This is a genomic window from Bacillus cereus group sp. MS39, from assembly GCF_040448665.1.
In the GTDB taxonomy this organism is placed as follows: domain Bacteria; phylum Bacillota; class Bacilli; order Bacillales; family Bacillaceae_G; genus Bacillus_A; species Bacillus_A wiedmannii.
The window spans coordinates 5,054,416-5,068,568 of the sequence record NZ_CP123058.1; the positions used below are offsets into that span (position 1 = coordinate 5,054,416).

Sequence of the window (14,153 nt, forward strand, 5' to 3'; positions counted from 1 at the left end):
TAACATATTATTTATCTGTTTATTTTTGCTTCTTTTTCAAATACTCCGCACGCAATTTTTCAATTTGCTGCTTTTTATCAAATTTGGCAGGCGTCTGTTTTTCATGAAACTTTGCCACGGCTACCTGACTTTTGTAATCCAATTGATATTTTCCCACTTTGTTCACCTACTTTTCTTGTCTTTAAAGAGAATCTATTCAACAAATATAGTATACCTTATTTACTGAAGTAAACCTTATTACTTTATTAGTTTTTCTACTCATATCTATCTTGATCCAAATATAGAAAATTTTTCAAAAAAAAAAAAAAAAAGAGATCTTCGCAGACTGCGAAGATCTCTTCTACTATTTCTTATAAAGTTTCAGAAGTAGTTTTTGCTTGCATGTGAAGTGCTAAGTAGTCAGGGCCACCAGCTTTAGAGTCTGTACCAGACATGTTAAAGCCACCGAATGGTTGGTAACCTACGATTGCACCAGTACATCCACGGTTGAAGTATAAGTTACCCACGTGGAATTCTTCACGTGCTTTTTCAATATGGTCACGGTTATTAGTAACAACAGCACCTGTTAAACCGTATTCTGTATTGTTTGCAATTGCAAGTGCATGATCAAAGTCTTTTGCTTTACAGAATGCTACTACTGGTCCGAAGATTTCTTCTTTCATTAAGCGAGCATCTTCTGCAACGTCAGCAACGATTGTTGGTTGGATGAACCAGCCTTTAGAATCGTCTCCTTCGCCACCTGTTAAGATTCTACCTTCTTCTTTACCAATTGCAACATAGCTCATTACTTTATCGAATGCAGCTTGGTCATTAACAGGACCCATGTTTGTACCTAATACAGCTGGGTTAGCAACTGTTAATTCTTTCGTTAATTCAACAGCACGATTTAATACGTGATCGTATACATCTTCATGGATTACTGCACGAGAACATGCAGAACATTTTTGTCCTGAGAATCCGAATGCTGATGCAACGATAGATTTAGCTGCTAATTCAAGATCTGCTTCTTTATCAACAACGATTGTATCTTTACCACCCATTTCAGCGATAACGCGTTTTAACCAAATTTGGCCTGGGTTTACTTTCGCTGCGCGCTCATAAATACGGATACCTACATCACGAGATCCAGTGAAGCTCACGAAACGTGTACGAGGGTGATCTACTAAGTAGTCACCAACTTCAGAACCATTACCTGGAACGAAGTTTACTACGCCAGCTGGTAAGCCAGCTTCTTCTAATACTTCCATGAATTTCGCTGCTACTACAGGAGTTGTACTAGCTGGTTTTAGTAATACTGTGTTACCAGAAACTAAAGCAGCTGTTGTCATACCTGCCATAATTGCGAATGGGAAGTTCCAAGGAGAAATGATAACACCTACTCCTAATGGAATGTAAGAGAAACGATTATATTCAATTGGACGGCTTTCTACTGGAATACCGTCTTTTAATTTTAACATTTGACGACCATAATATTCCATAAAGTCGATTGCTTCTGCTGTATCAGCATCTGCCTCATTCCATGGTTTACCTGCTTCTTTTACAAGAATAGCAGAGAATTCATGTTTTCTGCGACGAACGATTGCTGCAGCACGGAATAAAATGTCTGCACGCATTTCTGGCTTTGATTTTCTCCAAGTTTGGAATGTTTCATCCGCTACTTGCATTGCTTTTTCAGCTAACTCACGGCTTGCTTTTGAAACGCGACCAACAAGTTCCTCTTTATTTGCAGGGTTTACAGAAACAATTTTGTCTTCTGTAGTGATTTTTTCTCCCCCAATAATTAATGGATAGTCTTGTCCAAGATAAGATTCTACTTTCTTTAAACCTTCTTCAAACGCTAATTTGTTAGCCTCCACTGAAAAATCTGTAAATGGCTCATGTTTGTATGCTACTACCATTCTTTTTAGCCTCCCCTTAGAAAAACGTTTACATTTTACAACATTATTCTACACGATAATTTAGATTTATTCAAATATTCCTAGACTTATATTTTAAAAATTAATTAATTTTTAAAATATAATAAAAAAATAGAGTTATACATACGTATAACTCTACAAAATATGAGTATATTCCAAAATGTTTTTTCCAATCAATAAAATAGTTACTAACAAAAATAAAGTTCTTACATATCCAACACCTTTTTGGACTGCAAACTTCGATCCAAAATAAGCGCCAAAAATCATCGACAATCCCATAATAATACCGTATTCAAAATGAATTACGTCTAAAAATAAAAAAGTAATTAACGATACGATATTACTAACAAAGTTCAAAAGTTTTCCAGATGCTGCCGCCTGAATAAAATCCAAACCAACTAATAAAAATGCAAAAATTAAAAAGGATCCTGTCCCTGGTCCAAAAAATCCATCGTAAAACCCTATCATTAAAATAACAAAGAAAAATATTAATGTTTTTCTTTTCGTCATCTTTTTATAGGTAGATACACTTCCCCAATCCTTTTTTGCAATAATATAAATGGCAATAAACACCAACATCACAAGCACTAACGGACGTAAAATATCTGGCGGAATAAACTTTACTACTAAAGCGCCTGCGACCGCTCCTATAACAGTTAACGGGATTAACTTTCCTACAATTTTAAAATCGACCTTTCCTGATCGAATAAAATAAACTGCACTCGTAAACGTCCCCATCGTTGCAGCTAATTTATTCGTTGCAATTGCCGAAGCTGGTGGTAAACCAACAAACATAAGTGCTGGAAGCGAAATTAATCCTCCACCGCCAACAACTGAATCAATAAAAGCTGCTAAAAAGCCGAATGCAATTAATAAAATAATGACTTGAAAACTTAATTCGTCCATGTGCTTTACCCCTTACACCCCATTATTTATAACATTTTAAATTATAACAAAATTCCTCAAGAAAAAAAGCCGTTCCATAAAGGAACAGCCCTCCTATTTAATCTAAAATTTTCACAAATGGTTCATCTTGCTTTGCTTCACGTATAATAATTGCTTCTGGGCGTTCTACAGATTTAATCGTTACTTGTACTTTCATATAATTCGGGAAGTATTCCATAACAAGCCCAGCTACATATTGTGTAAAACCAATTATTTCTGCTTTCCCATTAAACTGGACAGGAATATCAAGCTTTATTTCTCTTAATTCATCATCTCTATACATACCAGTACCGATAACAGCTGTATAGTCGCCTTGGAAATAATCGCTTAGTTTTGATTTAAAGTTCGATACTCTCGCCAGATCTTCACGTTTATTATCTGTTTTCGCTTGTTCAGATGGGAACAAATAATATTTCTCATTAATTTGTTTCCAATCCTCAACCGTTTCACTGCCTTTTTCAACATTCGCATAAGAAACAAAGTTACCTGGCACGAGTGAAGCCTTTGGAGCCTGACGATAAATTGCAAATGTTATCGGAAGGTTTTTTGTTTCAGGCTGTTTTTGATGCATAAATTTCAAGACTTCTTGCGCCATTTTTTTCCCTTCAGCTACCATTTTTTCTTGCTCAATTTTAGCCTCACGCGGATAACCATGCTCTTCCTCGTAATAATGAACCGAGTTCATCGCTAAACCAATTACAATGCCTTGGCGCTCATCTGATTCGCCTTTTTTCACATAATAATCATGCTCTAAAATATTTGAAATATATATTGGATTTTTTTTATTCTTTTCCTCTAATGATTCAGATCCTCCACCTAACGTTGGGTTTAACCCAATGTTTGGAAATTTAACTGCATCTTTTTTTAATTTGTCCTCTAGTTCCTTTTGTTCAGCATCTGTACGCTTTCTTTTAACAAGCATCTGCACATTTTGAGTATCTAGAGTACTTCCACCTTTAAAGAAATGATCTTTCGTACTAAAGGATTCTTTTGCAATACGCATTAATCCTGTTTCAAATTCATCTATATCAAGACGATTACTTACTCCTTGTACAACTAAACCACGTGCAGATCCTGCTTCAAATGGAATAGTCGCCTTATAGTATTCATCCGAAATAGCGTACTTCGGAACGATTGCTTGCTCTTTTGCTTTCCCCGATTTCTCAACCACTTTTTCATCTTTATCGGCACCTGCACTACACCCACTTACGAGTAGGCCAAGGCTTAATACCGCTAATGCTATTTTTTTCATGGTAAGTTTGCACCTCTTACTTATTTAGCTCTTGTAAGAACCTCTCTTCATTCCAAACCTCAACATTATGCTTCTCTGCTTGTGCTAATTTCGAACCTGCTGCTTCACCTGCAACAACTAAATCCGTACTTTTACTAACACTTCCTGTTACTTTTCCACCTAATGCCTCAATCTTTTTCTTCGCTTCACTACGTCCCATAACTTCTAATTTCCCTGTTAAAACGACAGTTTTTCCTGCGAAGTACGACTCAACATTTTGTAAATCAGCAATTTTTATGCCTTTGTATGCCATATTCACGCCATACTCTTTAAATTGTTGTAATAGCTCTAATACGTCTTCATTATCAAAATACGTCACGACGGATTGAGCCATTTTTTCACCAATTTCATTAATTGCTTTTAGTTCTTCTTCCGTTGCTTTCACAAGCGCATCCATCGTTTCGAAATGCTCTGCAAATGTACGTGCTGCTTTCGCTCCAACATGGCGAATACCAAGACCAAATAATAATCGTTCTAATGAGTTGTCTTTAGAATTCTCAATTGCTTGTACTAAATTCGTTGCTGATTTTTCACCAAATCGTTCTAGCTGTAATAATTGCTCTTTCGTCAACGAATATAAATCAGCGAATGTACGAATATAATCAGCATCAAAGAGTTGTGTAATGACACGTTCTCCGAGTCCATCAATATTCATTGCATTTCTTGAAACGAAATGGATTAATCCTTCTCGAATTTGAGCCGGACAAGTTGGATTTATACAGCGAAGTGCTACCTCTTCTTCTAAACGAACTAGTTCACTCTCACATGCTGGGCAATGCGTTGGCATATGATATTCTTCTTCCTCACCAGTACGCTTATCAAAAATAACGTTCACAACTTCAGGAATAATATCTCCGGCCTTCTTCACAACAACATAGTCACCAATTCGAATGTCTTTTTCACGAATTAAATCTTCGTTATGTAAAGAGGCACGACGAACGATAGTACCAGCCACTCGCACTGCCTCTAGCTCTGCAGTCGGTGTTACAACCCCTGTGCGACCAACACTTAATTCAATGCCTGTTAATCTTGTTACAACTTCTTCAGCCGGGAATTTATAAGCAATCGCCCATCTTGGACTCTTTGCTGTAGTTCCTAAACTTTCTTGAAGAGCAACATCATCTACTTTTATAACGATTCCATCGATCTCATAATCAAGATGCGGACGTTTTTCTTGCCATTCTTCTACATAAGCTATAACTTCTTCGATTGTTTCACATGTACGACGATTTGGATTTGTTTTGAATCCAAGTTCACCTAAGAAATCAAGCGATTCACTATGTGATGGAATTGTTTTTTCTTCTACATTCGCAAGACCGTACACAAACATAGATAAGTTACGTTTCGCTGCAATTTTGGGATCAAGTTGGCGTATTGAACCTGCTGCCGCATTACGCGGATTCGCAAATACATCTTCACCATTTTGCTCTTTTTCTTCATTTAACTTAACGAATGAACGCTTCGGCATATAAGCTTCGCCTCGTGCTTCTAACGTTACTTCTTCATTTAAACGGAGCGGGATCGCTTTAATTGTTTTTAAATTTTGGGTAATATCTTCCCCTGTTACACCATCACCACGCGTTGCCCCTTGAATGAAGCGTCCTTTTTCATAATGAAGTGAAACAGCAAGTCCGTCAATTTTTAATTCGCATATATATCTTACATTCGCATCATCAATTCCTTGGCGTACTCGTCGGTCGAAATCACGTAAATCTCCTTCGTTAAATGCATTTCCTAAACTTAACATCGGTGACTTATGTGTTACTTTTTCAAATATATCAAGAACCGTTCCCCCAACGCGAATGGAGGGGGAGTCTTCACTCATAAACTCTGGATTCTCTGCTTCTAATTCTATAAGCTCCTGCATATTACGGTCATACTCCGCATCAGAAACAGAAGGATTGTCTAATACGTGATACTGATAGTTAAATGTATTTAACAAATCACGCAGTTCTTCTATACGTTGTTTTGCTATCTCTTTTGACATACCCTCATTCCTTTCCTATTGTTTCGTCACAGGTGCAAATTTTGCTAACAAACGTTTAACACCAATCGGGCTTGGGAACGCAATATCTAATTCTTTTGCATCACCTTCACCTTTTACACTGACAACTGTACCGACTCCCCATTTTTGGTGGGAAGCTTTATCGCCTACTGCCCAGCCAATTTGCTCGCCACCTGTCGTCTTAGCTGCAGGACGCGCGAAAGCTGAACGAGAGCGTGTTGTGGTTGTAGTTGTCATTCTACTTGTACTTGTCGTTCTTCCTTTTGCACCAAACGAAGTTTCACGCTTTGGCGCTGTTTCATTTAACGATTCTACTAGCTCTGCCGGAATTTCTGTAATAAATCGAGAGGCAGCGTTCATACTTGTTCTACCAAATAAAGTACGCATTTGTGCGTTAGATAAATATAACTCTTCTTCTGCACGAGTAATACCTACATAAGCAAGGCGACGCTCTTCCTGCATTTCATCTTCTTCCATTAGAGAACGAGTATGCGGGAATATTCCTTCCTCTAAACCAACAATAAAGACAACTGGGAATTCTAATCCTTTCGCTGAGTGCATCGTCATTAAAATAACTTCCTCACCAGCAGTTGGATCTTCATCGACACGATCAATATCAGCAACAAGCGCTAAGTCTGTTAAGAATGCAACAAGACTCTTATCTTCGCTTTGAGATTCAAATGTTTGCGTAACAGATAAAAACTCATCTAAGTTCTCTAAACGACCTTCTGCTTCTAAAGTACGCTCGTTTTTCAACATATCGCGATAGCCTGTTTTTTCAATAACTTCTTCTACCAATTCTGTAACAGATAAATACTCTTGCATATTTACCCAGTTGTGTAATAAACCTGCGAATTCTTTTACTGCCTTTGTAATTTTTGCACTTACTCCAACATGCTCAATCTCATCGAATACAGCAGTCAATGAGATTCCATTTTGTACACCGTAATTAATAATTTTATCGATAGAAGTCGCACCAATTCCGCGCTTTGGCATGTTAATAATACGTGCGAAACTAATCTCATCATCTGGATTCCCAATTAAACGTAAATACGCCAAAATGTCTTTAATCTCTTTACGATCGTAGAACTTCGTACCGCCGACAATTTTGTAAGGAATATTAGATTTCAGGAAAATCTCCTCGACCATACGAGACTGGGCATTTGTACGATATAACACTGCAAAATCAGTATATTTTCGTTTTCCCATTTGAATATCGTCACGAATTTTTTTCGCAACAAAATATGCTTCGTCTTTTTCCGTCGCAGCACGGTAATATGAGATTTTGCTTCCAACTTGATTGTCTGTCCATAATTTTTTCGGTTTACGGTTTGAATTTTTTTCAATAACAGCATTCGCTGCATTTAAAATATTTTGTGACGAACGATAGTTTTGTTCTAACAGAATAACTTGCGCATTCTCATAGTCTTTTTCGAATGACAAAATGTTAGAAATGTCAGCCCCGCGCCAGCGGTAAATAGACTGATCTGAGTCACCTACAACACATAAATTTTTAAAACGTGCTGCTAAATGTTTTACAAGAAGGTACTGTGCTTTATTCGTATCTTGATACTCATCCACATGAATATATTGGAACTTACGCTGATAAAACTCTAGTACTTCTGGAACACGTTCAAATAGCTGAATCGTTGTCATAATTAAATCATCAAAGTCTAATGAGTTATTTTTCAGAAGACGTTTTTGATATTCTGTATATACATCGCTCGTTAATTTTTCATATGGATCAGCGATTGTAATTTTTTTCGCATATTTATCTGCAGATAACAATTCATTTTTCGCATTACTAATACCAGCTAAAATAGAGCGTGGCTCAAATTTCTTCGGATCAATATTGCGCTCTTTCATAATTTTTTTGACTACAGTTAACTGATCGCCTGAATCTAAGATTGTAAAGTTACGATTAATACCAATACGATCGATATCACGTCGTAAAATACGTACACACATAGAGTGGAACGTAGAAATCCAAATATCTTCTGCTTCTGGTCCGACAAGTGTATCAATACGCTCGCGCATTTCACGAGCCGCTTTATTTGTAAAGGTAATAGCTAGTACATTCCATGGCGCTACACCTTTTTCACCAAGTAAATACGCAATACGATGTGTTAACACACGTGTTTTACCACTACCTGCACCTGCCATTAATAGAAGTGGTCCGTTCGTTGTTTGTACTGCTTTTTGTTGCTGCGGATTTAAACCATTTAATAACTTATCTGTCTTACTCATATACGCCTGCACCTACTCTCCTTTTACTGCTTTAACTGTTTTTAACGCGGATTTTATATCATCATAAATAATATTTCCAACAACTACTGTATCAGCGTATTGTGCCATTCCCTTCGCTTGTTCAGCATTAGAAATACCGCCGCCATAATATAACTTCGCTTGTTTTAATTCTGCTTTTACATTTTTAACAAGTTCAACGTCTCCATACGTACCGCTATATTCTAAATAAAATATCGGTAAACGTAATAGCTTGTCTGCTAAACGCGCGTATGCAATTACATCATCTTCTGTTACATCACATTTCGCATCTGTAAGCTGAGCTACTTTCGCTTCCGGATTTAAAACACAATACCCTTCCATAAAAATTTCATCCCAGTCCATAATATCCCCAAATTCTTTCAAAGCCTCATGATGAACACCTGTTACCCATTCTACCTTTCGGCTATTTAAAACGCTTGGGATATAATAAAAATCAAATCCTGGTGTAATTGCTTCCACATCAGAAACCTCTAACACACAAGGAACTGCATATCTACGAATGCTAACTAGCATGTGTAATACATTATCAATTGTAACTCCATCACTTCCGCCTACAATAACAGCATCTGTTCCAGACTCACAAATCATTTCTAAATGTTCGTCACTTAACTCCTTATTTGGATCAAGCTTAAATACATGTTTCCACCCGGAAATATCGTACATGAAAACACCCTTTCTTTTCTCTATTTATATATATTTCTGTTCAAAATAACAGTTTATTTTCATCAGGATTTTTTTAACTTCATCTTAAATATTTGTTTAAAACGGAGAATTAAGTTTGGAATTCCCTCTTCCATAGTTTTTCAAACGAGAGGATTTAACTTTGAACTTCCTTTTGTGCATTCTTTCATTATAACAAAAAAAGCTACTTACACACACGCACATTCCAACATCTTTTTCAACGTCAAATGTTGGATTACATATCCCAAAAATCACAAGGGATACTAATAAGAGAAATAGTATTATCTATTTCAACTTTCATAAAAAGGAGTGTTTTTCTAATGAAGCAAAACATCGGTACAATAAATGCCCTAATTCGAATTACGCTCGGACTTATCCTCTTCGGCTGTAGTAGCGCTAAACTTGTACGCAAGCCGTGGTGCACTTGGTCTAACGTCTTGCTATGGATTGGTGCAATGAAAATTGCAGAGGGAATTGTTCGTTTCTGCCCTGTTGTTGAAATGTGGAAATTCGGAAAATACATGAATATGGGGGCATTTAAAATGCCTAGCATGAATGTCGCTGAAAAGGGACATGCTAAAGAAGAAGTGAACCAAACTTCCAATCACGACAAACCAAAGTCAAATGGAAGTTATGACACTTCTGACAAAGAGATTGAGTCAGCGATTGAAGATATAATCCTGGCAAAACCGCTTTGAATCATTTGTCACGATGCAAGATGCTCTCAAAGGGACTTAGCTGCTGCAGTGGGCGGTTAAGTCTTCTTTATTTTACCATAAGACAGAACGTATATTCTCGTTTCAAACCTCAAAATATACATAAGAGATACTTAATCATTAATTTCAGAAAATTAGGTGTAAAGCCCTTGCATAAAATGATATAAAAGTGATATCATTTATATATCAGGAGGCGATCATATGAAAGAAAAACAAGTTTTTTATGTAAATGGTTTTCTCGGTATTATCGGGATTTTAATTTTAGCCGCTATCGGTGTATTTTTCCTTGTACAAGAAATTTTCATAGGAGCGGCATTAACTATTATTTTAGCCGCAGTTCTTGCTACAGGTATTGGTATTGTTCAACCAAACCAAGCAAAAGTCATTACGTTTTTCGGTAATTATTTAGGAACAATTCGTCAAAACGGTTTATTTTTAACAATTCCATTCGCATTCCGTCAAACTGTATCGTTACGTGTTGAAAACTTTAATAGTAAGAAGTTAAAAGTAAACGATATTGAGGGAAATCCAATTGAAATTGCAGCCGTTATCGTATATAAAGTTGTTGATTCTGCAAAAGCAATGTTCGGTGTTGAACATTACGATCGATTTGTAGAAATTCAAAGTGAAACAGCAATCCGCCACGTCGCAACAAAATATCCTTATGACAATTTCCAAGATGAAACTTGTATCACGTTACGCGGAAATACTGAAGAAATCTCTGAAGAATTAAAACGTGAGTTAGAAGCGCGCCTTGAAATCGCTGGCGTAGAAGTATTAGAAACTCGTTTAACACATTTAGCTTACGCAACAGAAATTGCCCATGCAATGCTACAACGTCAACAAGCAAAAGCAGTATTAGCTGCTAGAAAAGAGATTGTTGAAGGTGCTGTGAAGATGGCGAAAGATTCAATCCATATGTTAGATGAGGAAGGCGTACTTGAATTAGATGACGAGCGTAAAGCAAATATGGTGAACAACTTATTAGTTGCCATCGTTTCAGATAAAGGTGCGCAACCAGTTATTAATACAGGAAGCCTATATTAAAAGGTTGTAATCATTATGGCTAAAAAGAAAAGCTTTCCATTACGTATTGATCCTGAATTACACGCAGTCATCGAAAAATGGGCGAATGATGAGTTTCGTAGCGTCAATGCACACATCGAGTATTTACTTCGAGAAATGGCAAAGCAAAAAGGAAAATTGAAAAAAGATAAAGACGCATAAAAAATCCCGCTGAGAAATCAGCGGGATTTTTACATATTAGCTTCTCGTCATCTCATGACCAATTGCACGATATCCTATATCACTTCGGTAAAATAGACCATCACTCTCAATTTTACCAATTGCTTTATACACCTTATCTTTCGCTGCTTGTAAACTGTCCGCCTTACAAGTAACAAATAGTACACGGCCACCATTTGTTACAAAGTCACCGTGCTTCATAGCTGTGCCTGAATGGAAAACAATTACATCTTGCAATGTGTCTAATCCGTTAATAATTTCACCTTTTTTATATGCTTCCGGATACCCTTTCGAAGCAAGTACAACACCAATTACCGCTTCCTCTGACCACTGTAACGTTAATTCACTTTCATCTAATACAGCGTTACATACATCAACTAAATCATTTTCTAAGCGAGGTAATACTACTTCCGTTTCAGGATCACCAAAGCGTGCATTAAATTCAATTACCTTTGGGCCATCATTTGTTAAAATAAGTCCCGCATATAAAATTCCTGTAAACGAACGGTTTTCTGCAATCATCGCCTTGGCAGTTGGATGTAATACCATTTTTATTGCCTCTTGAACTGCTGATCCTGGAATTTGTGGTACGGGAGAATACGCACCCATTCCGCCTGTATTTGGACCTTTATCACCATCAAAAGCTCGTTTATGATCTTGCGCAATTACCATCGGATGCACAGTTGTTCCATTTACAAATGCCATTAATGAAAATTCTTGTCCATCTAAAAACTCTTCAATAACGACCTTCTTGCTCGCTTCGCCGAACTTCACATCTTGTAGCATCTCTTTCACAGCTTGTAATGCCTCTTCAAGCGTCATTGCTACCGTTACACCTTTACCAGCAGCTAGGCCGTCAGCTTTAATAACGATTGGCGCACCAACTTTTTGAATATACTGTACTGCTTCTTCATAGTCTGTAAAAGTTTCATATGCCGCAGTTGGAATATCATATTTTTTCATCAATTCTTTCGTAAAAGCCTTACTACCTTCAATAACAGCAGCCGCCTTATTTGGGCCAAATACACGAAGTCCCTCTTCTTTAAAGCGATCAACAATTCCATTCATAAGCGGAATTTCTGGTCCAACGAAAGTTAATTCAACCTTATTCTCTTTAGCAAATAAAACTAATGCGTCAAAATCATTTTCATCAATATCAACTGGTGTTGCAACATCGCGCATACCTTCATTACCAGGTGCTACATATACCTTTTCCACCTTTTCAGATTGCACAAACTTCCAAGCTAAAGCATGCTCACGCCCACCGCGGCCAATTACTAAAACATTCATATTTCATCCCCCAATACTTAAATAAGTACAAACTAGAAGCTCTGCTCCTAGTTTGTTTTCATATCAATCAAAGTTTAAAAGGGAGGATCAAGAGAACCGAGCAGGTCGAGGCGCATTTGACTGGAGGACACGGAATGTAGCTTTCCTACATGAGTACCGCACTGGCAATGCAACGACGACATGCGACAGTTATCTTGACCGGACCTTTTAAACATCCTCTACTAGTGTTTGAAATGACGTACGCCAGTGAACACCATCGTAATCCCATACTTATCCGCCACTTTAATAGAATCTTCGTCACGGATTGATCCGCCTGGTTGAATGATTGCTGTAATCCCTGCTCTTGCTGCTTCTTCTACTGTATCTGGCATTGGGAAGAAAGCATCAGATGCAAGTGCGCTACCTTGTGCTTTTTCACCAGCTTGTGTAATTGCGATTTTTGCAGAACCTACACGGTTCATCTGTCCCGCGCCTACACCAACTGTCATGTTATCATTCGCTAAAACAATTGCGTTTGATTTCACATGTTTTACAACTTTCCAAGCTAGTTTTAAATCTTTCCACTCTTGCTCTGATGGTTCACGTTTTGTCGGAATTGAAATTGTACTTTCATCTAATGATAACGTATCTTCCTCTTGAACGAGAAGACCACCTTGTACAGAAGTTAGTTTTTTGCTTGCACTTGTCGCTTTTTCAATATTTACAGTTAGTAGACGTAAGTTTTTCTTACTTTGCAATACTTCTAAAGCTTCTTTTGAGAAAGAAGGTGCAATAATGATTTCTAAGAAAATTTCGTGTAACTTTTCTGCTGTAGCTTTATCAATTTCACGATTTGCTGCAATAATTCCACCAAAGATTGATACTGGGTCTGCTTCATAAGCGCGTGTGTATGCTTCATGAATATCAGTACCCACTCCAACACCACATGGATTCATATGTTTTACTGCTACTACTGCTGGCTCTGTAAATTCTTTTACAATACTAAGTGCTGCATCTGCATCGTTAATATTGTTGTAAGATAATTCTTTACCGTGTAATTGTTCTGCGTATGCAACAGAAGAAGTTACAGCGAATGGTGCTTTATAGAAGGTTGCTTTTTGATGTGGATTTTCTCCATAGCGTAAATCTTGTTTTTTCTCAAATGTCACTGTTAATGTTTCTGGGCTTTCTTCACCCATTTGCTCTGTTAAGTAGTTAGAGATTAACGCATCATATGCCGCTGTATGACGGAATACTTTCGCTGCTAATTTACGTTTTGTTTCTTCTTTTACTTCACCGTTCTCATTCAGTTCTGCTAATACAACATCGTAATCTACTGGATCTACAATTACCGATACAAATTTATGATTTTTCGCAGCAGAGCGAATCATTGTTGGACCACCGATATCAATATTTTCAATTGCATCAGCAAATGTTACATCAGGCTTAGCGATTGTTTCTTTGAATGGGTATAAGTTCACAACAACAAAATCAATTGGCTGCATACCTAATTCATTCATTTGCGCTACATGCGTTTCATTATCGCGAACTGCTAATAGACCACCATGAATGTTTGGATGTAATGTTTTTACGCGGCCATCCATAATTTCTGGGAACCCAGTTACTTCAGAAATACCGATTACTTGTAAGCCATTTTCTTCTAGTAATTTTTTCGTACCACCTGTTGAGATAACTTCGATCCCTTGTTCTAGTAAACCTTTAACAAATTCTACTACTCCTGTTTTATCTGAAACACTTACTAATGCACGCTTTTTCATTTATCCTTCACCCCTGGTTGT

The 14,153-nt window shown here is 37.2% G+C and carries 12 protein-coding genes; 3 read left to right on the forward strand and 9 right to left on the reverse strand.

The window, feature by feature from the left end:
- Positions 1 to 19: 19 nt before the first annotated feature.
- From QEP67_RS26120 to QEP67_RS26150, 7 genes are all read right to left on the reverse strand, one after another.
- A complete protein-coding gene (locus tag QEP67_RS26120) occupies positions 20 to 157 on the reverse strand; it encodes a hypothetical protein (protein ID WP_000521651.1) in 138 nt (45 codons plus the stop codon).
- Between the two features lie 193 nt (positions 158 to 350).
- Positions 351 to 1,898 carry an L-glutamate gamma-semialdehyde dehydrogenase gene (pruA, locus tag QEP67_RS26125; RefSeq protein ID WP_000259557.1) on the reverse strand — a complete coding sequence of 516 codons (1,548 nt, stop codon included), beginning with the start codon at positions 1,896 to 1,898 and terminating at the stop codon, positions 351 to 353.
- 153 nt (positions 1,899 to 2,051) lie between these two features.
- Positions 2,052 to 2,822 (reverse strand): TSUP family transporter, encoded by a 771-nt coding sequence (locus tag QEP67_RS26130; RefSeq protein WP_048567196.1) that lies wholly within the window; start codon positions 2,820 to 2,822, stop codon positions 2,052 to 2,054.
- A gap of 97 nt (positions 2,823 to 2,919) precedes the next feature.
- Positions 2,920 to 4,113 (reverse strand): CamS family sex pheromone protein, encoded by a 1,194-nt coding sequence (locus QEP67_RS26135; RefSeq protein ID WP_353706477.1) that lies wholly within the window; start codon positions 4,111 to 4,113, stop codon positions 2,920 to 2,922.
- 16 nt (positions 4,114 to 4,129) lie between these two features.
- Complete coding sequence (gene ligA / locus QEP67_RS26140) at positions 4,130 to 6,139, reverse strand: NAD-dependent DNA ligase LigA (RefSeq protein WP_064472455.1); 2,010 nt, start codon at positions 6,137 to 6,139, stop codon at positions 4,130 to 4,132.
- Positions 6,140 to 6,154: 15 nt separating this feature from the next.
- Positions 6,155 to 8,404 (reverse strand): DNA helicase PcrA, encoded by a 2,250-nt coding sequence (gene pcrA / locus QEP67_RS26145; protein WP_002108861.1) that lies wholly within the window; start codon positions 8,402 to 8,404, stop codon positions 6,155 to 6,157.
- A 12-nt stretch (positions 8,405 to 8,416) separates the two neighbouring features.
- Positions 8,417 to 9,106 carry a heptaprenylglyceryl phosphate synthase gene (locus tag QEP67_RS26150; RefSeq protein ID WP_064472454.1) on the reverse strand — a complete coding sequence of 230 codons (690 nt, stop codon included), beginning with the start codon at positions 9,104 to 9,106 and terminating at the stop codon, positions 8,417 to 8,419.
- A gap of 338 nt (positions 9,107 to 9,444) precedes the next feature.
- Between QEP67_RS26150 and QEP67_RS26155 the strand changes: the two genes are divergently transcribed.
- The 3 genes from QEP67_RS26155 (at position 9,445) to QEP67_RS26165 (ending at position 11,067) form a co-directional block, all read left to right on the forward strand.
- Positions 9,445 to 9,822: a DUF2892 domain-containing protein gene (locus tag QEP67_RS26155; RefSeq protein WP_000812334.1), complete on the forward strand. Its 378-nt coding sequence runs from the start codon at positions 9,445 to 9,447 to the stop codon at positions 9,820 to 9,822.
- Positions 9,823 to 10,041: 219 nt separating this feature from the next.
- A complete protein-coding gene (locus tag QEP67_RS26160; protein WP_000660682.1) occupies positions 10,042 to 10,887 on the forward strand; it encodes an SPFH domain-containing protein in 846 nt (281 codons plus the stop codon).
- 15 nt (positions 10,888 to 10,902) lie between these two features.
- The gene (locus QEP67_RS26165; protein WP_001085171.1) at positions 10,903 to 11,067 is read left to right on the forward strand and encodes a toxin-antitoxin system HicB family antitoxin; all 165 of its coding nucleotides are present in this window, start codon (positions 10,903 to 10,905) and stop codon (positions 11,065 to 11,067) included.
- A 36-nt stretch (positions 11,068 to 11,103) separates the two neighbouring features.
- On the opposite strand, the gene purD is transcribed toward QEP67_RS26165, so the two are convergent.
- Together purD and purH are read right to left on the reverse strand one after the other, a co-directional pair.
- Entirely contained in the window at positions 11,104 to 12,375 is a 1,272-nt protein-coding gene (gene purD, locus QEP67_RS26170; RefSeq protein ID WP_061672126.1) for a phosphoribosylamine--glycine ligase, read from the reverse strand.
- 221 nt (positions 12,376 to 12,596) lie between these two features.
- On the reverse strand, positions 12,597 to 14,132 hold the full coding sequence (gene purH / locus QEP67_RS26175) for a bifunctional phosphoribosylaminoimidazolecarboxamide formyltransferase/IMP cyclohydrolase (protein WP_000745432.1): 1,536 nt from the start codon (positions 14,130 to 14,132) through the stop codon (positions 12,597 to 12,599).
- Positions 14,133 to 14,153: the final 21 nt, after the last annotated feature.